General features: G+C 51.6%; 14 protein-coding genes. 7 read left to right on the plus strand and 7 right to left on the minus strand.

The window, feature by feature from the left end; genetic code table 11:
* Positions 1-5 precede the first annotated feature (5 nt).
* Positions 6-1235: an HlyD family type I secretion periplasmic adaptor subunit gene (locus tag ACTHTJ_RS08785; RefSeq protein ID WP_070461464.1), complete on the plus strand. Its 1230-nt coding sequence runs from the start codon at positions 6-8 to the stop codon at positions 1233-1235.
* Positions 1236-1321: 86 nt separating this feature from the next.
* Here ACTHTJ_RS08785 and prfH read toward each other — a convergent pair whose 3' ends face one another.
* From prfH to pheA, 3 genes are all read right to left on the minus strand, one after another.
* Entirely contained in the window at positions 1322-1960 is a 639-nt protein-coding gene (prfH, locus tag ACTHTJ_RS08790) for a peptide chain release factor H (RefSeq protein ID WP_083297222.1), read from the minus strand.
* A 2-nt stretch (positions 1961-1962) separates the two neighbouring features.
* Positions 1963-3096 (minus strand): RNA ligase RtcB family protein, encoded by a 1134-nt coding sequence (locus tag ACTHTJ_RS08795; RefSeq protein ID WP_440360922.1) that lies wholly within the window; start codon positions 3094-3096, stop codon positions 1963-1965.
* Between the two features lie 398 nt (positions 3097-3494).
* Positions 3495-4583 (minus strand): prephenate dehydratase, encoded by a 1089-nt coding sequence (gene pheA, locus ACTHTJ_RS08800; RefSeq protein WP_070585765.1) that lies wholly within the window; start codon positions 4581-4583, stop codon positions 3495-3497.
* A 171-nt stretch (positions 4584-4754) separates the two neighbouring features.
* On the opposite strand from pheA, the gene tsaE reads away from it, so the two are divergent.
* Both tsaE and ACTHTJ_RS08810 read left to right on the plus strand, forming a co-directional pair.
* On the plus strand, positions 4755-5225 hold the full coding sequence (gene tsaE / locus ACTHTJ_RS08805) for a tRNA (adenosine(37)-N6)-threonylcarbamoyltransferase complex ATPase subunit type 1 TsaE (protein ID WP_070585766.1): 471 nt from the start codon (positions 4755-4757) through the stop codon (positions 5223-5225).
* Entirely contained in the window at positions 5213-6460 is a 1248-nt protein-coding gene (locus ACTHTJ_RS08810; protein WP_070585767.1) for an N-acetylmuramoyl-L-alanine amidase, read from the plus strand. Before tsaE ends, ACTHTJ_RS08810 begins: the two co-directional genes overlap by 13 nt.
* 65 nt (positions 6461-6525) lie before the next feature.
* Here the strand turns inward: ACTHTJ_RS08810 and ACTHTJ_RS08815 are convergent, their stop codons facing one another.
* Entirely contained in the window at positions 6526-7137 is a 612-nt protein-coding gene (locus ACTHTJ_RS08815; protein WP_083297223.1) for a DUF4230 domain-containing protein, read from the minus strand.
* 189 nt (positions 7138-7326) lie between these two features.
* On the opposite strand from ACTHTJ_RS08815, the gene ribBA reads away from it, so the two are divergent.
* The 4 genes from ribBA to ACTHTJ_RS08835 all read left to right on the plus strand — a co-directional run bounded on the left by ribBA (position 7327) and on the right by ACTHTJ_RS08835 (position 15087).
* The gene (gene ribBA, locus ACTHTJ_RS08820; protein WP_070585768.1) at positions 7327-8667 is read left to right on the plus strand and encodes a bifunctional 3,4-dihydroxy-2-butanone-4-phosphate synthase/GTP cyclohydrolase II; all 1341 of its coding nucleotides are present in this window, start codon (positions 7327-7329) and stop codon (positions 8665-8667) included.
* A gap of 254 nt (positions 8668-8921) precedes the next feature.
* Positions 8922-12371, plus strand: coding sequence for a TonB-dependent receptor domain-containing protein (locus ACTHTJ_RS08825; RefSeq protein WP_070585769.1), 3450 nt, complete (start codon positions 8922-8924; stop codon positions 12369-12371).
* 159 nt (positions 12372-12530) lie between these two features.
* Positions 12531-13478, plus strand: coding sequence for a Slam-dependent surface lipoprotein (locus tag ACTHTJ_RS08830; protein ID WP_070585770.1), 948 nt, complete (start codon positions 12531-12533; stop codon positions 13476-13478).
* A gap of 115 nt (positions 13479-13593) precedes the next feature.
* Positions 13594-15087, plus strand: a complete 1494-nt coding sequence (locus ACTHTJ_RS08835; protein WP_070585771.1) for a surface lipoprotein assembly modifier — start codon at positions 13594-13596, stop codon at positions 15085-15087.
* Positions 15088-15215: 128 nt separating this feature from the next.
* On the opposite strand, the gene ACTHTJ_RS08840 is transcribed toward ACTHTJ_RS08835, so the two are convergent.
* From ACTHTJ_RS08840 to glgB, 3 genes are all read right to left on the minus strand, one after another.
* Entirely contained in the window at positions 15216-17696 is a 2481-nt protein-coding gene (locus tag ACTHTJ_RS08840) for a glycogen/starch/alpha-glucan phosphorylase (RefSeq protein ID WP_070585772.1), read from the minus strand.
* 315 nt (positions 17697-18011) lie between these two features.
* Positions 18012-19997, minus strand: a complete 1986-nt coding sequence (glgX, locus tag ACTHTJ_RS08845) for a glycogen debranching protein GlgX (RefSeq protein WP_070585773.1) — start codon at positions 19995-19997, stop codon at positions 18012-18014.
* A gap of 145 nt (positions 19998-20142) precedes the next feature.
* Entirely contained in the window at positions 20143-24429 is a 4287-nt protein-coding gene (gene glgB, locus ACTHTJ_RS08850; protein ID WP_440360923.1) for a 1,4-alpha-glucan branching protein GlgB, read from the minus strand.
* Positions 24430-24619 lie beyond the last annotated feature (190 nt).

Genomic DNA, 24619 nt, shown 5'->3' on the forward strand with positions numbered 1-24619 from the left:
CGATTATGAGCCGCGAAAACAACGTCAAATCCAAAGATCTCGACCTTATCAACGACCTCAACGCCGCCCTTCAAAAAGAAAAACACAGTGGCCAGTTTATTGTCATCATCCTGTTTTTTATTCTGATGATTGTCTTCGTTATTTGGGCTTACAACAGCCCTGTCGAAGAAGTTACCCGTGGCAACGGCAATATCATTCCCAGCAGCCGTGAGCAAGTAATCCAAAGCCTGGATCCCGGCATCGTAACCGAAATCATGGTTAAAGAAGGAGATATGGTCGAGAAAGATCAGATTCTGATGAAACTCGACGACACACGCAGCTCCGCCGTTTTGCGCGAAAGCGAAGCCAAAGTCGCAAACCTCGAAGCCACTATTGCCCGCCTTAAAGCTGAAGCCTACGGAACCAAGCTCTCCTTCCCTGACAGCGTGGGTCCCGAGCTTCGCCGTCGCGAAATCGCCGCCTACAAAGCACGCCGCCAAGTCATGGTGGATGCCATCAACGGCCTATCCCAAAGCAAGGCCGCACTTGATCGAGAGATTGCCATTACTGCTCCTCTTGTTTCCGAAGGTTATGTTTCCGAAGTCGAACTTTTAAGAATGCGCCGCGATTCCGCAGACTTGGCCACCCAAATCTCTGAACGCCGCAACCGCTACAAAGCCGATGCCAACAACGAACTCTTGCAAGCCGAATCCGAACTGGCGCAATCCAAAGAAAACGTTGCCATGCGTGCCGACCCGGTTGAACGCTCGCAAATCCGCGCCCCTATGCGCGGCATCGTCAAAGGCATAAAAGTCACCACCATCGGCGGCGTTGTGAACGCAGGCGAAGACATCATGCAAATCGTCCCGGTTGATGACAAACTGCTGGTCGAAGCCTATATCCGTCCGCAAGACATCGCCTTTATCCGCGCAGGCCAACCTGCATTGGTTAAAGTCAGCGCATACGACTACTCCATCTACGGCGGTTTAGAAGGCAAAGTTACCCTCGTCGGCGCCGATACCGTCAGCAACTCTATGCAAAACCGTGCCAACGACTTAAAACTTGACCCGAACCAAGTTTATTACCGCGTTCTCGTCCAAACCGAAAACAACTCCCTGAAAGACAAAAACGGCAAACCGATGCCGATTATTCCGGGTATGGTTGCAACGGTAGACATCAAAACCGGTGAAAAAACCATCTTCCAATACCTGATCAAACCGATTACGCGTATGAAACAAGCGTTGAGCGAACGCTAATCGATAAACTGATAAAAGGCCGTCTGAAAGTTTTCAGACGGCCTTTGGTTTATGTTTTCACTATGCCTGTTTATCCGACAGGCAAATTACTTCTCCTTAAACGTCGCTCCGACAAACGTCCTTTTCGGATTGCCGCGCTCAACTTGATAGAGTTGCGTGTGCTGCTCCTGCGCAAAATTTCCTGCCTGTCCGGCATGATGCTCTGCCAGCTTTTGCGCCAATAACATTACCGCCAATTTTTTATTGGCATGCTGGCTGCGTTCGCTCTCGACCCACACGGAAATGCCGCTTTCTTTATGGGTAGCGCGGACGGCGCTTTCGATTTTATTGACGTGTTGCCCACCCTTGCCGCCCGAACGACAGGTTTGAAACTCGATTCCGTTTTCAGATGGCATTTCATACATCTGCGGCATATCGGGCAGGCGGAAAACGCCTATATACCAATTTTTGCGCGGATGTTTCGGGCGGACAGAGCTAGGACATATCCATTGGAGCGTCCCCTGCCAAGTTTGTGCCAAGCTTTCGGCTTTCCGCCCTTCCAACTTGAGCGTTGCCGACAAAATGCCGTGCTTATCGGCGGTTTCGGTAATAAGTTCGGCATCAATGTCTTTTGCTTGGGTTTCGGCAAGCAATTTGCCCAAGACGAAACGGGCAAATATACGGCACTCTGCCGGCCCTTGCGCGGTGGAAATTTGCAGATAAATCACTGGTGTATTCTGTTTCATCTTTACGCTCCACACTCGCCGCCGGTTTTATAAGTCAAAACAGGTTTAAACCGCGCGACCAATTCAATCAAACCTGCGTTTTTCATGGCGGCAATAACGCTGTCAATGCTTTTATAAGCCTGCGGCGCTTCTTCAAAAATCAAAGTTTTATCCTGACAAACGACTACGCTGCCGAATTCGGTCTGGCGCAGGCTGTCGGCAGTATATTTGTGCGACAGCCTGCCTTTGCATTCGCCGCGCTGCCATTTCCGACCTGCGCCGTGAGCCAAGGTGTTCAACGAAATTTGGCAATCTTCGGCAGGTTGAACCAGGTAGCTGTAATCGCCGCGCGAACCGGGTATCATGACCAAGCCTTTATCGGTGGGCGTTGCACCTTTTCGGTGCAGCCAACCGGTTATGCCGTCAATCTCGGTTTGCTCCAAAAAATTATGGTGGACATCGAGCAGGCATGTTCCTTCTGCACGCCAACGGTCAAGCATTCTGGCCGCAATCAAACGGCGGTTAAGGCTGGCAAATTCAAGGGCTGCTTGGTGTTCGGCAAGATAGGCTGCCGCCGCTTCGCCCTCTTCCGCCAAACCTTGATGCCCAAAGGCGGCAATATGGCGTTGCAAAATCTGCTGGCCCAATCCGCGCGAACCGCTATGCACCAACAGTTGCAGATGGTTTTCATCGAAATCTGTCGGAAGCAAATCGGCGCAATAAACGTTATCAACGGTTTGCAACTCGGCAAAATGGTTGCCGCCGCCAATCGTACCTACGGCAAGGCCGTCTGAAAATTGGCGTATATCGACAGCGTCGTCTAATAAATCGACTTGTTCGTCTTTGTCTAGCGGCGTATCGATATTGCCCAGCTGTTTGGCGAGTTTGGCCGGTTTGAGTTTGGCTGCGCGTAAATTGGTCTGCCAAAACGCCATACCGCAACCAATGTCGTTCCCAATCAGGGCAGGATAAAAATGACGGTCGCTGAAAAATGCCGCACCAACCGGATAACCGCGCCCTGCGTGTAAATCCGGCATTCCGGCAACGCGCAGCATATGCGGTAATCGGGCGGTGGTTTCGAGCTGTGCGACAGCGTTGCCTTCAATCCATGTATTTGAATCGGCAATAATTTGAATATGATGGGGATAATTGCCCATGTGTTTATGCTTTCTTTAAAACGGATAGAAACCGTCAACAGATGACAATAAGTATCCACCGTCTGCGAAATGTTCAGACGGCCTGATTTCTAGCCGATAATCGTAGGGAAAGCAGCCCGAAGCGGGCGACATGGAATGCGAAAAGCGTTATCCGAAAGTCAGACCGACGCTTGGGCTGCAAAGAATGTGATTGAGCGGATTGAAGTATTGCGTGTCATGGCTTGCTCCTTTCTTTGCATGAAAATATTAAAAACGTTCGGATTATAGAGGGTTCATTTCCAATCATGCAAACTTACTGACATCAATCTGCCAATGATGTTGCATAAATGGCAACTATTGAGAACATAAATTTAGGCCATCTGAAAACTTTTCAGACGGCCTTTGATACCCAATAATCCTTACAAAACAACAGTCGGATAAGAGCCGACAACTTTCACGAAGGAAGCGCGTTCGCCCAAAAGCTGCAAGGCTTTTTGGACATTTTCATCGCTTTGGTGGCCTTCGATATCGATGAAGAACAGGTATTCCCACAAAACCGATTTGCTTGGGCGGCTTTCAAATTTGGTCATGGAAATGCCCAACTCGGTGAAAGGTTGCAACAAAGAAGTAACGGCACCGGCACGGTTGGGCGCGGATACGACCAAAGAGGTTTTGTCGTTGCCACTGCGGCCTGTTTCTTGATGACCCATCACCAAGAAGCGCGTGGTGTTGTTCGGTTCGTCTTCGATACACTCGGCAGCAAAGCTCAACTGATAAATTTCCGCGGCAATACGTCCGGCAATGGCGGCCACATTCGGGCTGTCGGATTCGGCAACCAAACGCGCTGCTTCGGCATTGCTGGCTACGGCGATACGTTCCGCATTGGGCAGGTTGCGGCCGAGCCAGTCGTTACATTGCGCCAAGGCTTGGGCATGAGCAAAAACTTTGGTAATGCCGCCAATTTCGTGGCTGTCTTTACGCAGCAGATTGTGATGAATGCGGACAACCACTTCACCGCAGGCTTTCAATGCGGTTACGGCCAGCAAATCCAAAGTGCGCCCTACCGAGCCTTCGGTCGAATTTTCTACCGGCGCCACCAAATAATCGGCTTGGCGCGTTTCAACTTGTTTGAAGCAGTTGTCAATGGTGGTACACGCCATGGTGTATGCGGCGTGGCCGAAATGTTTGATGGCGGCTTGCTGGGTAAATGTCCCCTTCGGGCCCAAATAGGCAATCGTCAGCGGACGCTCCACCGCCAAGCATTCGCTCATAATCTCGCGAAACAGCCGGGTGACTGATTCGTCCGGCAAAGGGCCGCGGTTCAAATCCTGAATCCGGCGCAAAACGGCCACCTCCCGTTCAGGACGGTACACCGCGCCTGTCCCTTTCAATTCGCCGATAGCATGCGCATGACCGGCGCGCTCGTTGAGCAAACGGAGAATTTCCGCATCGATGCTGTCGATGGCATTGCGGTGCGGCAATAATTGTTCGTCTATGGATAAAGGCATAAGCTGTCTCGCAATTTTGTGAGGGATATTTTCATTTTAACATTAAAGGCCGTCTGAATTCCGTTTTCAGACGGCCTCAACACTATCTTTATCTAACTTTATCGTCTATCAGGTTTGCAAACGCCGCCAATTCCATCATAATTAAGCCTTTTGAACGAAAAGGCCTATTCCATGCACTCAAACGGACTGTACACCCGTTTTCTGCCCGATGAAGAAGCAACCCTGCAACTGGGTGAAGAATGGAGCAAGCAGCTTTCCGCTCCGCTGACCATCTACCTTGAAGGCGGGCTGGGTGCAGGCAAAACCACGCTGACACGCGGGATTTTGCGCGGACTGGGGCATACGGGCGCAGTCAAAAGCCCGACTTACACCATTGTCGAATCTTATCCGCTGGATACATTCACCCTCCACCATTTCGACCTCTACCGCTTTACCATGCCCGAGGAATGGGAAGATGCCGGTTTGGACGAATTGTTTGCGCCTGACAGCATCTGCCTCATCGAATGGCCGCAGCAAGGCGGGGAATTCACGCCTCCGGCAGACATTACCATTACATTGACGTACACCGATAAGGGCAGAACCTGCACCTTTTCCGCCCACACAAACCAAGGCCGAAAAAGTTTAGAATCATGGTCAAATTAACTAGAAGACACATTCTCCGTCAAGGCACAGGACTGTTTCTCACCCTCACGCCCGTTGGTGCCGCATTGGCCAAACCGGCCTCTCCTGCGCAATTCCTTGCCGTCCGCATTTGGCCGGCGAATGCCTACACACGCGTTACCCTTGAGAGCAACCACTCGATGAAATACCAACATTTTATGTTGGACAACCCCAGCCGGTTGGTCGTGGATATTCAAGGAGCGGAAATCAACAGCGTCCTGCAAGGCATTTCCAGCAAAGTGCTGTCTAACGACCCTTTTATCCGCAGCATTCGCGCCGGTCAAAATACACCCAATACCGTGCGTATCGTTATCGACCTCAAACAAAGCACCCATCCGCAAGTCTTTGCGCTCGCCCCCGTCGGCAACTTCAGAAACCGCTTGGTTATCGACCTCTATCCGCACGGCGCAGATGCCAACGACCCGATGATGGCCTTGCTCAACGGCAATATCCCAAAACAACGTCAAAATACCAATATCGCATACGACACCCCTGCCCCTAAAAGCAATCGCAGCAGCAGCGGCAACCGTCGTCCCGTGATTATGATCGATCCCGGTCATGGTGGCGAAGATCCCGGTGCAATCGGCCCGAGCGGCCTCAAAGAAAAAAACGTCGTACTCTCCATCGCCCGCGAAACCAAAAAACGCCTCGAGGCCTTGGGTTACAACGTATTTATGACGCGCAACGAAGACATCTTTATCCCATTGGGCGTACGCGTTGCCAAAGGCCGTGCGCGCAATGCCGACGTATTCGTATCCATCCACGCCGATGCCTTTACCAGCCCGTCCGCTCGCGGTACCGGCGTATATATGCTCAATACCAAAGGCGCGACCAGCTCGGCGGCAAAATTCCTTGCCCAAACCCAAAACAACGCCGACGCCATCGGCGGCGTACAAACCAGCGGCAACTCCAATGTCGACAACGCCATTTTGGACATGACCCAAACCGCGACCCTGCGCGACAGCCGCAAGCTCGGCCATTCCGTCTTGACCGAATTGGGCAAACTCAACCAATTACATAAAGGCCGCGTTGACGAGGCTAACTTCGCTGTCCTCCGTGCGCCGGATGTTCCGTCTATTTTGGTGGAAACCGCCTTCCTCTCCAACCCTACCGAAGAGCAGCTGCTCGGCAGCGAATCATTCCGCCAACAATGCGCCCAAGCCATTGCCACCGGTATTCAAAAATACATCAATACCGCCGTTTTACGACGCGGATAATGGCTTAATGAAACAAAGGCCGTCTGAAAATTTTTCAGACGGCCTTATCTTTTCAAGCAATCTATTTAACCGCACTTCCCTACCGCAGCCGGATAAACCGATACTTTTGTCTGTGTCAATGCAAACAGGTTTTCCAACTGCATTTGCGCCTGACGGTTGGCATGTTCCAAAATCTCAGCCTTGCATGCGCTTTGCAATACCTGCCGTTTCGCCTCTTCCTGCACCGTCTTAAATACCGACTTATCCATAGGCAGCAAATTAAACGAGCCGGTCTGAATATCGTACACTTCGATATTTTCCAAATCCACGCTCAAGATTTCCACCGCCGGCAGACTGATCAATACCTTGTCATCGACAATATTGACATTGTCCGCGCCTAACTTGTCCAAATCCAAACCAGCCAATACCTTGCCGCGCACAATAAAAATACCGCTTTGCGAATCCTGCCACAGCCTGCGCCAATCCCCTTTTTTCTCCGTACGGATAATCGTATCGATATAAAATGCCGTACTTTCCAAGCGGTTCATCTGCTTAATCTGCATCAAAACCCCCTCACGGGACAAAACCTGATGTTCTTCGTTCTGACCATGCAGGGCATAAAACCAGCCGCCCGCAGCCGTCAGCGCACACAACACCAGCACGACCAATCCGCGCCCAAACATTTTCATTTCAAACATCCCCCGTTAAAATAATCATCAAAACATTCCCCATATTCTCCCAAAACCGTCAATTTCAAGCCATACCCAGGCCGTCTGAAACAATAAATTTCATTACCAAAAAGTAATAAAAAATCTCAACAAACAAAGTTTGCCTTTTGGTAAAGACAAGACTACAATCCATTACACACAATTCAATTTCATCTCATCATGAATACCACCGACCTGCGCCGCCACAACCTGCGGCAATGGATAACACAACACCACAACGGCCAGCAAACCAAGTTTGCACAAGCCATCGCCATCAACCAAGGCGAGCTGTCCGCCCTGCTGAAAAACAAATCTTTCGGCGAGAAAAAAGCCCGAAAAATCGAGCAGGCAGCCAATATGCCTGACATGTGGCTGGATCAAGACCACCAAGACCGCCACGCCCCCACCATCAGCCAAGAAAGAAATACCATGTCCCACATCTCCACCATCCCCGAAATCCTAGCAGACATCAAAGCCGGCAAAATGGTCATCATCACCGATGCTGAAGACCGCGAAAACGAAGGCGACTTGCTGATGGCCGCCCAATTCGTTACCCCCGAAGCCATCAACTTCATGATCAAAAATGCACGCGGCTTGGTCTGCCTGCCGATGGACGGCGAAATGGTCGAAAAACTCGGCCTACCCATGATGACCCAGAAAAACGGCGCGCAATACGGCACCAACTTTACCGTCTCCATCGAAGCCGCCCACGGCATTACCACCGGCATTTCCGCTGCCGACCGTGCCCTGACCATTCAAACCGCCGTTTCCCCATCCGCCAAACCCGAAGACATCGTCCAACCCGGCCACATCTTCCCACTCCGCGCCCAAAAAGGCGGCGTACTCGTCCGCGCCGGACACACAGAAGCCGGCGTCGATCTGGCACAAATGAACGGCCTGATTCCCGCTGCCGTCATCTGCGAAATCATCAACGACGACGGCACCATGGCGCGTATGCCCGAACTGATGAAATTTGCCGAAGAACACAACCTCAAAATCGGCACCATTACCGACCTCATCGAATACCGCAGCCGTACCGAAAGCCTGCTTGAAGACATGGGCAACGCACCCGTACAAACCCCATGGGGCGAGTTCCAACAACACGTTTACGTCGACAAACTCTCCGGCGAAACCCACCTCGCCCTCGTCAAAGGCACACCTTCCGCCGACGAAGAAACCCTCGTCCGCGTCCACGAACCCTTCAGCGTCATGGACTTCATCCAAGCCAACCCGCGCCATTCATGGTCGCTGCCCAAAGCCCTTGAGCGCATCCAACAAGCCGAAAGCGGCGTAGTCATCCTCCTGCACCGTACCGAAGACGGCGCCACCCTGCTCGACCGCACCCTGCCCAAAGGTGCAAACCAAGCCTACAAATGGGACAGCAAAAGCTACGGCATAGGCGCACAAATCCTCGCCGGCCTCAACGTCAAAAAACTGCGCGTCCTCGGCCAACCGTCATCCTTCACCGGCCTCACCGGCTTCGGCCTCGAAGTCGTCGGCTTTGAAGAAGCTGAAAAATAATCTTGCTTGATTAACTCTCAAAGCAAATGAAACAAAAAGCCGTCTGAAAGTTTTCAGACGGCTTTTTCATATCTCTATTTATCTGAATATGATCCAAATAAAATCACAATAGAAAAGACTATTTATTAGATTATTTCAATAATGATAAGCATAATCAATTATTAGATAAATATTAATAATATTTAAAAATTTTATATTTTTTATATAAAAGAGTATTTTAACCTCTTATATTAAATTCTTAACAAAGAGAAACTATGTCTGCTTTTACTCCCAAACCCAAAATAATCATTCTCAGCCTTGCCAGCGCATTCAGTACATTAACCGTTGCTAATGTCATCGAAACCTCAGCTCAACCCGAACAATACCAAGAATTGGATACCGTTGTTGTCAGTGGCAAACGTACCAACGACCAAAAAGGCGCGGACGACGTGTATTACAAAAACGTCTCCAACGCCTACGTCGGCAAAGAATACCTCGAACGCTACCGCGTCCAATCCGCCGGCGACGTGCTCAAAGGCCTCAACGGCGTGTACAACATGAACACCCGCACCGCCGGCGGCGCGATTACGCCCAATATACGCGGCATCACCGGCAAGGGCCGCATCACCGTTACCGTGGATGGTACAGAGCAAACCATCGACGTATGGATGAACAACTACGGCGTGGGCGACCGCAACTACCTCGACCCCGCCCTATTCCGCAGCATCGCGGTGGAAAAAAGCCCCGCCCTCACGCGCGGCGTGAAATCGGGCGTCGGCGGCGCGGTAACCATCCGCACCATCGAAGCCGCCGACATCATCCCCGAAGGGAAAAAATTCGGCTTCCAACTGAAAACGGAGTTCTCCAACAACAGCAACAAACAGGCCAACAACCTCAACCAATGGCTGGGCTGGGAAGACTACCGAACCCTGCCTTTCGGCGCGACTGCCGACGGCGCGGGCGGCGGCGTCGACCCGCATACCGGCAAACAAAGCCCGCAGGCCTTGGTGGCCGACGGCCTCACCCCGCCCAAACATAAAAGCGGCCGCGACAATTGGCGTTTCGGCAACGACCGCAGCTATATGGCCGCCGCCGCCTTCAAAACCGAACTTTCAGACGGCCTGGCCGCCTACAGCTACCGCGACAAGGGCAACTACTTTGCCGGCACCAAGGGTGCGGAAGGCTACCTGCACAATCCGGTATACGACCTGCAAAAATGCGGCGATGAAGGCGGCAGCGAATTCGACTGCAAAAACTCCGCCACCTTCGTACCCAATATGGCCAAGGTCTACCATCCCGGCGTGGAAGTGTTCAACAGCAACATCAGGACTAAAACCCTGCTGCTGAAAAACAACTGGCATCTGCCTAGCAACCATAAACTCGGCTGGCAATATATGCGCACCGACGTGCGCTTCGGCGAAATCAACCCCTTCCACGCCACCTATGTGATGAATATGGAAGAGCACAACCCCAGCAGCCGCCCCAGATCATTGTCGCCGCAGATGCAAAGTATCGATTCCTCTATCCGCACCGACACCTACAAACTCGGCTGGGACTGGAAGCCCGAAAACAGCCGTTGGGTCGACCTGCAGGCCAACCTGTGGCGCATCAAAACCAACTCCACCCGCCACCAGAGCGGCGGCATGGATTTGTCTGTCGCCCGCCCCGACCCCTATTACGATGCCTGGTACTGGTGTACCAAACGCGGACAACTTCCGCCCGATTATGCCGACAACTACAGCAGCTGCGGCAGCCTGCTGGACGATTACGGCATCAACGGTTTGAGCAAAGAAGAAGTGATGAAAATCCTGCCCAACGACAACGGCCAATACCGCGTACTCTCCGGCGCCGAGCAGAAAACCCGCGTCAGCCGCACCGGTTTCGATATCAGCAACCGCTTCCGCCTGCATCCGCGCCTGAACATGACTCTGTCCGCCGACTATCAGAACGAGAAGCTGGAAGAAGAAGTGGAAGTGGTCAATTCGCAAGACCTGTTCAATCTGGCCGGCATGGTTACCGGCATGACGAAAATCGCCGGCCCACGCGGCGGCAAACGGCGCGAATGGGGAACCAACTTGGTATTCGACTGGCAGGCCACCGACCGCCTGAAAATCTCCGCCGGTATCCGATACCACAATTTCAGGGGCTTCGACACCGCCCTGGCCGAAGGCCGCGCCCGCCGCGACCCGCGCTATCAGGCTGGCGGCGACAGCGGCACTTATTCGGACGGCGTATACCTGCCGTATTTCAAGCTGGTGGGCGATCGGGAGCGGCGCGATTGGGATGCGGTGGCCGAACAGCTTCGGCGCGCCCGCCGGTCAGGCGATGACGCCGCCATCGCCGCTGCCGACCGGGCCATGCAGGCGCACGGCGCACGCTATAAGCTGCCGAAATATTACAACAGTTCGGAATATAAGATGTACGACCAGTATCAATATATCGGCAGCGACGGGCTTGCTTATGGCGACGGCACAGATTATAATGATTCTCAAAATCATCCGCTGTACCGGGTGCGCCCCGTATATGTGCCGTTTGTGAACGGCAAGCTGGACAGCGGTTCGTTGCCCGAACATTTCCATGATTTTGTGAAAAATTATCAGGAAAAGGTTGCCAATCCGCAGGGATTGAATCAGGCACATTACCGATATTGGGCAGGCCAATATTTGGCAGGCATAGGGAATCCTGAGGGCTGTATAAGAAGTAACGCAAACAGCTGCCTTGATTACTACCAAACGGGAAAATTATCTAATCCAATAATTGGTTATCCCGAGTATGGTCATGATACCGGTTCAGAATATAAGGTTATCAACAAACACTACACCGAAGAACAACGCTGGGCGCAGCCCAAACCGATACGCGCCCATGCCTGGGCGCCGACCGTTGCCGTCAGCTACGACCTGACCGACAACAACCGCCTGTTCGTGCGCTACGCGCAGATGACCCGCTTCCCCAGCGTGTACGAAGTCGGCAGCTTTTACAACGACCTGGCCTATGTCGGATCGCCCAAAGCACCGAATTTCCGCTTCAAGCCGGAACGCAGCCGCAGCCTGGAAATCGGCTACAACTTTAACTTCGCACCGCACTTTGCCCGGCTGCGCCAAGGCGATATGCGCCTGACCTACTACCGCAACCGCATCCGGAACGTGATCGAGACCACCGACCATTTCCGAACCGTGCAATACGACCGCAAGGACACCGCAGGGCTGGAATGGCAGAGCCGCATCGACAGCGGCCGCTTCTTTGCCACTCTAGGTGTAACCTACCGCCTGAAACAGCAGATGTGCGACCGCGACACAGCCTTCGATTACGATGCATACGGTACCAAAGGCGTGCCGATCTGTATCGAAGGGGGCTACGGCAGCACGCGCGGCTACCAGGCACTGCAGCCGAAGTATTCGGTCAACCTTGATGCAGGCATGCGCGCCTTGGGCGAGAAACTCGAATTCGGCCTGCGCGGCATCTACCACAGCCGCGTCAATACCAAGCAATACGACCAACTGTTGAAGCGGGGTTTGGGGCATATCTTCAACAGCACCGGCAAGCCCTACCATTGGAACCCCTCGCTGACATGGGACGTGTACGGCCGCTATCAGGTACACAAAAACCTCAACGTCAATCTCGGCATCACCAACCTGACCAACCGCTACTACCTTGACCCGATGAGCAACGTGCCCGCCCCCGGGCCGGGCCGGACGGTTACTTTCGGGCTGACGGCGAAATTTTAGCCGGACGGATAACGACAGGCGCGGCAAACGCGCCGGACATAGGGATACACAAACCAAACCGCCCCGCAGGGGAAGGCTTTTTGCCGTTTTTTCCGCCAGCCGGCGGCAATAAAGCGGATGTTTGTTGTTATTCACTTAATGTTAAAAAGGAGACTTATTATGTCTATCTTCAAACAAACCCTGTTGGCCGCGACGCTGTGCGGCGTTTTCGGTGTGGCCGCCGCTGGTCCAGTTGGTGATAGTTCGAATAAGAAAGTCGTTTCCCCCAAGGAATCTGACAGTCAGCCTTTTGGTAAAGGCAAGGCAGGCTTGGCATTCAGTACCGACAACGGCCATAGTTGGTCAAACTCCATCAATCTGGAAAACGGCCCGGTTAAACATATCGGTATCAAATATAAACAGGGCACACAGAAAGTTCCGATTAACGGCAACGACCCCTATGCCAATGTGGACGGCACGCGCAATCCGCATTATCTGACCTTAAAGGATGTGAAACCGGTAATCGGCTGGTTCTATAATCCGCCGTTGGGACAGGTGTGGTATGAAAACCGCCACAACAACACCGAAGTGTACAGCGTGCGCCAGATGGCTGAACCGGCCATTCCCGCCGCACCCAAGTTCGGCGGCCTAGTCATCGCCAAGGTGCCGGGTATGAACGGCAACGACGGCAACGTGTTCTTCGGCGAATGGGCACCGCGCAAAGGCAATCCGCTACAAAACAGTACGGATTTGAATATGGCGGACGGCAAACGCACCGTTTGGTATGTAGGCGACAATCCGACCCGAAATATGCCGAAGCTCGTTAATGCTAAATACAATGTATTGGGCATGAACAAACACACTCCCGGTCGCAACGATTTCTACACCGGTACACTTACCGCCAATTACGGGACAGGGTCAGGTTCACTGACAGGCAGTATCTCCCGTCCAGGTGACAGTGTAAACTTCGCCGGTACCAATATTCGGAGCAACGGCACATTTGACAACGGCAAGGTGAACGAACATATTACCGGCCGTTTCTACGGCAACAGTGCGGAAGCCTTGGCCGGTATCGTGGATCGCGCAGGAGCAGATAAAGATGTAGCCTTCGGCGGTCGCAAACAATAAGCCCAAATTGTCAAGAATACAACGGGATGCAGCTTGACCATAGTCTGCATCCCGCTTTGGTTTTATCGAATCTGACTTCTTTCAGACGGCCTCCCCGCCCAAAGGACCCTATCCCATGAAACACCACTTCTGCCTGCTTTTTCTACTGCTCTGCACGGTCTGCCTTGCCGCTCCGTCCAACGATGCCGCAGATGAACGCCGCCGCCTGCTGGATGAGAGCAGCCGCCAAACGCAGCAATATCGAGAAAGTGACTGGCTGGACACGGAACAGGCACGCGAGAAAGTGGAAGAAAACGACGGCTATATTTCGATAAATGGTGAAATCTACCAAGTCGGCGATACGGCGGAAGAACTGGAAAGTGCGATTTACCACGCCCTCAACGCGCGGCAGTGGCACAAGGTGCGACAGTTTGCCGCCCGCTACGCCAAACTGTCGCAGCACAAACCCGCGCTGATTCATTTGGCCGATGCGCTGCAAAAACGGGCCGAAGGGAATTTCCGCGCGGCGGGGAACAGTTTTCAGACGGCCTTGGAAGCCGAACCTGACAACCCACGCCTACTGCTCGAAGCGGGGCGGTTTTATGCCGAAGACAACCAAAACAAAGAGTCCGCTGCCGCATTTGAAAAAGTTCTGAAAACAGATATTCCTGCTGAAACCCGCCCCATCGTGGAAAACTACCTATCCGAACTGGGCAAACGCCGCCGCTGGCACGGCCAAATCAGCCTCGGCTACGGCTACAACAGCAATGTAAACCAAGGCAACGGCATCAGCCAATGCGTGTGGGAAATCGCGGGCATGTGCCTGATGGAGCGCACCCTGCCTGCGCCAACGGATTCGACCTTCTCATCCTATAGCGCGACTGCCGAAAAAACCATCCCGCTCAAAGGGCATCACGGCGTACAGGTGCGCGGCGTGCTGTACGGCAACCGCTACACGGAAAAAGACAAAGATTCGGCGGCCATGCCGGATTACGGCTATCACAACGGTTCACTGTACGCGGGATACACCTATGCCGACGCACGCTCCTCTTTTTCCCTGCTGCCCTATTTCGAATACGACTTCCGCAACCGCCACACCCACTACCGCGCATGGGGCGCGGATGTCGACTGGTCACGCACACTCTCCCCTCGCTGGCGCATTAACTCACATGCCGGAGCAAAAAAGACCGGATACAGTGGGCAAAACAAAGATTATTTTGCCGACTATAAGCAATACGAACTGGGCGTAGGGGCAGAATTTTCTCTCACACCCCAAAGCGGCCTGTTCGCCAATTTTGATGCAACACGCAAAGCCTATCCCGAAAAATCTTCTTCCAGCAAGGAATATGCAACACGGCTGGGCGCATATAGTTTTTTTTCAAGCGGTACTTATCTCAACGCCATCCTGCTTCATCGCCGCAGTCTTTATGACGCGGCAAGTTTTGTCAGCGACAACAGACGGCGGCGCGACAATCAATACATCATGATAGCCGCTGTAGGCTTTCCGCAGTGGAACCTTAAAGGTGTGTATCCTGAATTTCGTTTTAGACGCTCAATCTCCCATAGCAATACAGCACATTACCGCTACCGTCAGAATGAATGGCTACTAAATTTTAAATACCGATTTTAAATTGAGTCATTTAGCAATACACTAAAACAGCGATACAACCATACTGTTTTACTCGTTTCTATTTCATGCCGTCTGAAAAAAGCCGATACACCTTTCCGATGTATCGGCTTTCGCTATCTGCTCAACGCTTAATTTCTGCTGGGCAATTCTTTTTCGCTCAATGGTTTGATGTACCAAATATCGCGGCAGTAGTCGGCGATGGAGCGGTCGGATGAGAAGAAGCCCATGTTGGCGATGTTGATCAAGGCTGATTTGCGCCATGCGGATACGTTGCGGTAGTGCTCGTCCGCTTTGTATTGCGTGTCGATGTAGCTGCGGAAATCGGCCATCAGTTGATAGAAGTCGCCGTATGGTTGCAACACGTCGTTGTAGCGGTTTGGCTCTTCGGGAGAGAAAGTGCCTTGGCTGATTTGGTTGACGACGCGGCGCAGGTCGCTGTCTCGCTCGATATAGCTCAATGGGTCATAACCGTTGCGGCGGATTTCTTCGACTTGCTCGACGGTGTTACCGAAGATATAGCAGTTGTCCGCGCCGACTTTTTCCAAAATCTCAACGTTCGCTCCGTCCAGTGTACCCATACAGATTGCGCCGTTGAGGGCGAATTTCATGTTGCTGGTACCGGATGCTTCTGTACCTGCCAGTGAAATCTGTTCGTGCAAATCGGCGGCTGGGATGATGATTTGGGCAAGGCTGACGCTGTAATTCGGGATGTAAACGACTTTAATCAGGTCGCGGATACGGGTGTCGTTGTTGATGACTTTGGCAACGTCGTTAATCAGTCGGATGATTTTCTTCGCCATGTAATAGGCGGAAGCGGCTTTACCGGCAAAGATGAACACACGCGGCTGCCAATCGAAATCCGGGTTTTCCAAGATTTTGTTATAACGGTCGACAATGTGCATCACGTTCAATGCTTGACGTTTGTACTCGTGGATACGTTTGATTTGGATGTCGAAAAGTGCATCGGTGTTAACTTTGATACCCAGCTCAGTTTCGATGTATTTGGCAAGGCGATCTTTGGCGGCTTTTTTCACTTCACCGAATTCTGCCTGTACGGAAGCATCGTCTACTTTGTCGTTGAGCTTGGTCAGGTTGTCCAAATGCAGACGCCAGTCTTCGTCGCCCAGATGTTTGTCCAAGAATTTGGTCAAGCCCGGGTTAGCGATGTTGATCCAGCGGCGCGGGGTTACGCCGTTGGTTACGTTGGTAAAGCGTTCTGGGAATATTTTGGCAAAGTCGGCAAAGATGGATGTGGTCATCAAATCGGAGTGGATTTTTGCCACGCCGTTGACTTTGTGCGAACCGATCACGGCAAGCCATGCCATGCGGACGCGACGGCCGTGGGTTTCATCAATGATGGATACGCGGCGGACAAAGTCGTCGTCGAAATTGCCGATGGCGCGTAAGGCATTGAGGAAGTAGGCGTTGATTTCAAAGATGATGTCCAAGTGGCGCGGCAGCAGACGGCCCATCAGGTCAACCTGCCAAGTTTCCAAGGCTTCGCTCATCAATGTGTGGTTGGTGTAAGAGAAAATCTTACAACACATATTCCATGCTTCAGTCCATGCGATGCCCTCTTCATCAATCAGGATGCGCATCAATTCAGGAATAGCGAGCACCGGATGGGTGTCGTTCAAGTGGATGGCGACTTCGTCTGCCAAAGTGCGGATGCTTGGGAAACGGCATTTGTGGCGGGCAACAATGTCTTGAACGGAGGCGGAAACCAAGAAGTATTCTTGCTTCAGGCGCAATTCGCGGCCGGAATCGGTAGAGTCGTTCGGATACAGAACGCGTGAGATGTTTTCGTCGCTGTTTTGTGCGCGAACGGCAGAGGCATAGTCGCCTCGGTTGAAGTCGGCAAGGTCAAACAAGTTGCCTGCGTGTGCAGTCCACAAACGCAATGGGTTGGCACATTCACCGCCATAGCCCGGAATGATTTCATCGTATGCCCAAGCGGAAATTTCTTCGCTCGGCTGCCATTCTTTTTTGTCGCCCAAGTTCAACACTTGACCGCCGAAACGGACGGAATATTGTTTGTTCGGACGGGCAAATTGCCATGCCAAATCTTGGTCGAGCCACAAATCAGGTTTTTCAACTTGTTGGCCATCCACGATTTCTTGTTTGAACATACCGTATTGGTAACGGATACCGTAGCCCATGGCCGGAATGCGCAGGGTTGCCAAAGAGTCGAGGAAGCAGGCGGCCAGACGGCCCAAACCGCCATTACCCAAACCCGGATCTTCTTCTTGTTCGCATACATCGGCAAATTCTTTGCCCAGTTGCTTGAAGGCTTCTTCAAACTCGGCATAAACGCCTTCGTTAATCAGCGCGTTGACAAACGAACGTCCAAGCAGGAATTCCATAGACAGGTAATAAACCATGCGTTTGCTGTTATCGATGTGGGCGCGGCGTGTTTTGAGGAAATCTTCCGCAATCAGGTCACGCGCGGCAAGCATGGCGGCGTTGAGCCATTGGTGTGAAGTTGCCTCCTTCGGATCTACGCCCAAGATGAAAATCAGCTTGTAAACGATGGACTTGCGGATGGTTTCGGCGTCCGGTTTAGGCATTACATAATCGTAACCGGAGATGGGGAGTTTTTTCTTAGCCATGGAAGCCTTTCTCTAGCGTGAGGCACTGGACAACGCGCCTGATGGTTTTATTAAAAACAACGAAACTCGGTTTTCAGACGGCCTGACAACGGCAACAGGCCGTCTGAAAGGAATGGTGCGTAGATTTGTTACAAACTAAGGAGATTATAGCGGAAAGATTCAAAAAAAAGGATATATTTTTCTTTATAAAACATTCAATTAACAATTAAACCATTCATCATCTTATCGGCATTTTCAATTTATACTACCAAGCTAAAAATGAACAAATATCGACAAAATATCAAAGAGTTAATCAATCAATAGTTTAATTCTCATTTAATTTGTTTTATGTAAAATCCAAATCCCCATATGCTCAACAACACATTTTCCTGATTCTTCGTAATTAAATTTCTCAGATGGTACGCAAGAAATTTCCCAATTGCCTTGAGGCAGGTTAAATAACTGACGACTACGTTTGGCATTGACCAACAGCAGCCATTTATCGTCCAAAACAATCTGAATCGCCTTGCTGCCCCTGTTGTGCCAACAATATTCCGTCATCGGGCTGCCATCAGCATTGAGCCATTGCACACGCTCTTTTTCCCACCAGCAATCATCTGTCAGCAACTTGATTTGACTTCGGACGCGTATCAGCTCTTGAGTGTAATTCTGCAACATATGGGACTCATTTTGCCAATCCAACCATGTAATCGGATTATCTTGGCAGTAGCTGTTGTTGTTGCCGTGCTGACTGTTGCCAAACTCATCGCCGGCCAAAAGCATGGGCGTACCGTTGGATAAAAATAAGGAGGCAAGCAGCGCTTTGGAAGTGTATTCGCGGTTGAGCAAAACTTCTTCATCATCAGTTTCGCCTTCTACGCCGTGGTTGTAGCTGATGTTTTCATTATGCCCGTCGCGGTTGTTTTCGCCGTTCGCTTCGTTGTGTTTCTCGTTGTAGCTGACCAAATCGCGCAGAGTGAAGCCGTCGTGTGCAGTGATGAAGTTGATACTGGCAGACGGGTGGCGGCCGCTGTGGTTGAAAATATCGGACGACCCGGCCAAACGTTCGGCAAATGCGCCCAAATTGCCGCTTTCCCATGACCAAAACGCGCGCATATCATCGCGGAAACGGCCGTTCCATTCGGCAAAAGGTTGAGGGAAATTGCCCAAGTGATAGCCGCCCTCGCCGATGTCCCATGCTTCGACAATCAGTTTCAAGCCGGCCAAAACCGGGTCTTGATACAGGACTTGGAAAAAACGGCCATACGATTGGAAATCGGGTTCGCGTCCCAATACGGTTCCCAAGTCGAAACGAAAGCCGTCGACATGAAACTCTTCGGCCCAATAGCGCAAGCTGTCTGCCGCCCAACGGGTAACGTCGCGCCGGACAATATTGAGCGTATTGCCGCAACCCGACCAGTTTTCATAATTGCCGTAAGGGGTGTGCCAATACCATAACGTGTTGTCGATACCGCGCTGACACAGCATCGGGCCTTTGTCGTCCTGCTCTGCCGTGTGGTTGTACACGACATCCAAAATCACTTCCAAACCAGCCTGATGCAAGGCTTTGACCGCTTGTTTAAACTCCGCCGCCGCACGCTCGGGATTGTCAGCATAAGACGGCTCAACGGCAAAATGGGAGTAAGTGTTGTAGCCCCAATAATTGCTCAAGCCCATCTGCTGAAGATGGTATTCATCCAGATGAAAATGAATCGGCAGCAGCTCGACCGTTGTCACCCCCAACTCTTGCAAATAGGCTAAAACCCGTTTATCGCACAAGGCCTTATAAGTGCCTGCATATTTCAAATCGGGGAACTGCTTGGTAAACCCTTTGACATGGGCTTCATAAATAACGGTTTTGCCCCACGGTATTTCCGGACGGCAATCTTTGGCCCAATTAAAGCGGCTGCGTCCGATCACGACGCTTTTCGGCGCAACGGCGGCATTGTCGCGTTCATCTTCCGGCCTGAACCATGCCATTTCTTCGGCGGTACGGTAGCTTGGTTTGCCGTCAATTTTTTTTGAATACGGGTCAATCAGCAATTTGTTGGTATTAAAACATGAGCCGTATTCTGCGTTTTCACGTCCATACACGCGAAAACCGTATCGCTGCCCTGCCTTAACATCCGGCACAAATCCGTAAAATACCGAACCGCGCCGCGAAGGCATCTCCAAACGGGTTTCTTTATCTTTATCAAACAGACACAATTCGACCTTTTCGGCATTGATGGAAAACAAGGTGAAATTCGCGCCCTTGCTTGTCAGGGTCGCACCCATGGGATAAGGCTTGCCTTCCTCGATATGCCATGATTTGGCAGTCATAGAATGATTCCTTGGTATGTATTTGGTTTCGTGTCCAATATAAGGCCGTCTGAAAATCTTTCAGACGGCCTTGAATCATATTGATATCACTATCTTTTAATTTTCAGCTGATTAGGCAGACATGATGCCCACCCTCAAAGTTAATTTACGCTTCGTCTTTGACTGCCGCCTGATACAGGTAAACGGTTGCCAACGGCGGCACGGTCACAGACAGGGAATGAGGTTTGCCATGCGACCAAACTTCTTCTGTCTCCACCGTTGCGCCGGCAGAAACGCCGCTGCCTTTGTAATGCAGGTCGTCCGAATTGAGGATTTCGCGGTATTCGCCGGCGGAATTCACACCGAAGCGGTAGCCTTCGCGCACCACAGGCGTGAAGTTGCTAATGACGATAACGCGGTTGCCTTCGCGGTCGCGGCGTTCGAAGACGAAAACGGAATTGTTGCCGTCATCGGCAACCAACCACTCAAAGCCTTCAGGCCATTGGTCCAATTGGTAAAGCGGCGCAATGTCTTTATAGACATGGTTCAACTCGCGCACAAAGTCTTGTACGCCTTTGTGCCAGCCGCCCTCTTGCTCCAGCAAGAACCAATCCAGTCCTTCGTTGTAGTTCCACTCTCGGCCTTGTGCAAACTCGCTGCCCATAAACAAGAGTTTTTTGCCGGGGAAGCCGTACATAAAGCCATAGTAGGCACGCAGGTTGGCAAATTTTTGCCAGCAGTCGCCGGGCATCCGTCCGAGCAGCGAGCGTTTGCCGTGTACGACTTCATCGTGTGAAAGCGGCAGGACGAAGTTTTCGCTGTATTGGTACATCATGCCGAAGGTCATTTTGTTGTGGTGATATTTGCGGTTGATGGGGTCTTCCATCATGTAACGCAAAGTATCATTCATCCAGCCCATATTCCATTTGAAGCTGAAGTTCAAACCTTCTTGGCGGGTTACATTGGCGAATGAAGTAGACTCTTCGGCAATTTCAGTCGCAGCCGGAACTTCCTCTTTCAACATGGTGTTGGTATCGCGCAGGAAAGCGATGGCTTCAAGGTTTTCATGGCCGCCGTATTGGTTCGGAATCCACTCGCCGTCTTTGCGCGAGTAGTTGCGGTAAATCATCGAAGCAACCGCGTCAACGCGGATACCGTCGAAGCCGAAACGTTCTATCCAATACAGGGCGTTGCCTTGCAGGAAGTTTTTCACTTCATTTCTGCCGAAGTTGTAAATTAGGGTGTTCCAGTCTTGATGGTAGCCTTCGCGCGGATCGGCGTGTTCGTACAGCGCGGTGCCGTCAAACTTGGCCAGGCCGTGATCATCGGTTGGGAAATGGCCGACCACCCAGTCGAGGATAACGCTGATGCCCTCGTCGTGCGCGGCTTTAATCAGTGCGCGCAATTCTTCCGGCGAACCGAAACGGCTGGTCGGAGCATACAAACCGGTTGCCTGATAGCCCCATGAGCCGTCAAACGGATATTCGGAAACGGGCAGGAATTCGATATGGGTAAAGCCCATGTCTTTGACGTATGCGACTAATTCTTTGGCAAGCTCTTCGTAAGTCAGCCAGAAGTTGTTTTCCGGATTGCGTTTCCACGAACCCAAATGCACTTCATAAATGCTGATCGGCGCATCAATGGCGTTGGCACGGGCGCGGAAGGCCGGTTCTTCCACTTCGTCAGGCAAACCGCGCACGATAGATGCCGTGGTCGGGCGCAGTTCCGCACCGAAAGCATACGGGTCGGCTTTTTCGCGCACATTGCTGTTGGCATCGCGGATTTCAAATTTGTAGAGGGCATTGAGTTTGACGGCAGGAATGAAGATATCCCAAATGCCGTTGTCGCGGTGGAAACGCATCACATGGCGGCGGCCGTCCCAGTTGTTGAACTCGCCGATAACGGAAACGCGTTGCGCATTGGGCGCCCAGACGGCAAAGCGTACGCCCTTCACACCGTCCAACTCGGCAAAATGCGCGCCTAAAGTCTCATAAGGACGCAGGTGTTTGCCTTCGGCCAACAGCCAGGAATCCATATCTTGCAACGCAGAGCTGAAATGATAAGGGTCTTCTTCAATCACAGGCTCAGTGTCTTCGGTGTAACGGATACGCAAAGCGTAATCGGGCGCATCATCGGGCAAGACGGCCACAAAGAAACCGCGTTCATCAATTTTTTCAGACGGCACGATGAGTTCGCCGCTGCGGCGGTTCACGATATCCACGCTTACTGCACCGGGAATCAAAACGCGTACCACTTCATCGCCCTCTGCAAGGCGGTGTCGTCCCAGATAAGCGAACACATCGCTATGGGTGGCAAGAAACAGGCTTTCGACCGTATCGCGCTCGATTTGGTCAAGTTCATGATAAGTCTTGATTTGGCTGTTTGTTTTCATGCGTACCTCGTCAATAATGGCAAGTTGGCCGCCCATGAGGCGGTGTTGTAGGAAATCTTCCAAAGAAACCGGCATTTTTTGCGCCCAGTTCGGATAGCCTTCGGTTACACCCGGGACATTCAGATTGTCAATGACGCCCAGCAGGTTTTCCAGTTGTACTGCGTAAAGCTTGCTGCGGCTCAATGCGCCGTATTTGTGCAAAGCCGCCAGCAAGGTTTCATCGGCTTTTGCCGGCATTTGTACGTCTGCACCCAGACAGCCGGTATATTTCAATTTATCCAGCAAATCGGCTTTATCGTGTTCGCGTTCATCCAAGGCCGTCTGAAAAGCGGCTGCATCAGGCAAAGTACCGAGTTTGAACATCGTATCCAAATCTTTGCCTGTCCAATAGCCCGCCAAGGGCGCAACATCGTGGGTACTGATGACCGTAATCGCCTGCTCGGGGTATTCTTCAGGTAATTGAAAACCGTTCCAGCCCTTGCTGAAATACATGACCTTGTAAGAGAACACTTGATAGCGGTTGAGCAGATAACGCGCTTGATCGGGTACCGTCCCCAAGTCCTCGCCGATGATGACGCAACGGTTGCGCCGGCTTTCCAATGCCAAAATGGCGAAAGTCACTTCGGCATCGTAATGCACATATGAGCCGAAATCCGCTGTTTTATCGTTTAAAACCCACCACAAACGACACAATGCCATCACATGGTCAATCCGCAACACGCCATACAGGCGCATGTTTTCGCGCAACAGATGGGCAAATTTTTCATAGCCCGTATGCTTCAACATTAACGGATTAAGCGGCGGCAAATTCCAATTCTGCCCTGTCGGCCCTAAAGGATCGGGCGGCGCACCGACCGATACGTCCATACAATAATCTTGGCGGTTTAACCAAGTATCCGCGCTGCCTCGCGCCACGCCGACCGCCAAATCGCCGTAAATACCGAGTTTAACACCGTATTCGGCAGCGGCTTGGTTGACTTCGCGCAACTGCTCCGCGCAAAGCCATTGCAGCCACATATAAAAACGGATTTCCCGCTCATGACTGCGCGCGAATTTTTCTACTGCTTCGCCATCAGGCTGATGAAATTCAGACGGCCATGACTGCCAACCCACTTGTCCGGGACGGCTGTAATACTGGTCCAAAGCCTCAAACAAACCGAAGCCCTGCAAAGCCTTGCCTTTTTCTAATACAAATGCTTCAAATGCAGCACGTTCATTTACCGCAGCCTCGCAAGTATCTTGTTCAAACGCGTTAAACGCCATGTGCAGCGCATCACGCTTGCATGCCCAAACCGCCGTATAAGTCACCGTTTCCGTAACACGCAAAGCGGCAATGCGCTGACGGATTTTCGGTTGGGCCAGCCAGTTTTTCAGTTGCTCGTTATAAGTAAACGCGCCGACTTTCTCGATATCCAAATAAATCGGATTAAGCCATTCGCGCGAAGAAGGGCTATACGGGCTGGCAAAGGCAGGCTTGCTGGTAAACAAAGCGTGCAAAGGGTTGATACCGACAAAATCCAGCTTTTTCTCCGCCGCATATTTCATCAAATTCAGCAAATCGGTAAAGTCGCCTATGCCCCAATTCCGCTCGGAACGCAGGCTGTACAAATGCATGGTCAAACCATTCATCCGACCGCCATTGGCAAGCAGTTTGGGCTGATAAACCGATTTAGGCGCAACAATCAGGCGTACAAGGCAACATTTACCACCGGTCTCGGCTGACAAAGTATAATAACCGCAAGCCAGCTGGGGCAGCTTAATCCAAAGCGTATTGTTGTCGCCCAGATATAAAGCCAAGTTCTGGCACTCATCCGCCTCATCAATCAATACGACCGCTTCAGCGCCATGAAATTCAGACGGCATCTGTAAAGATTCTTCGCCGTTTTCATGCGCGACCATCGTATTCAGATAAAGGCCGTCTGAATCCGGTTTGCTTTTGTCCAAAACAGCAACGATCGATTCCAAAACTTCAGGTTTGGTCGCATGATATGTACCGTTGATGTCGTGGTAGCCTAAATCAATACCGGCCTCTACAGCCTGCTGCTCCAATGTCTCACTCATTGCATTCTGCCTGTTTTACCAATATCTGAATCTTAATACAGATTCTGCCGCACCGTGATATGTAATTCATTGTAGTCTCAAACAAACCCCATATTTCCCCGCTTGATTTGACCTGAGCCAAAATTTCCTATTTATCCGTCTTATAAAAACTTAAAGGCCGTCTGAAAAGGAGAATTTCATTCCTTTTCAG

The organism is Neisseria sp. P0018.S001 (genome assembly GCF_051957355.1).
GTDB classification, from domain to species: domain Bacteria; phylum Pseudomonadota; class Gammaproteobacteria; order Burkholderiales; family Neisseriaceae; genus Neisseria; species Neisseria subflava_A.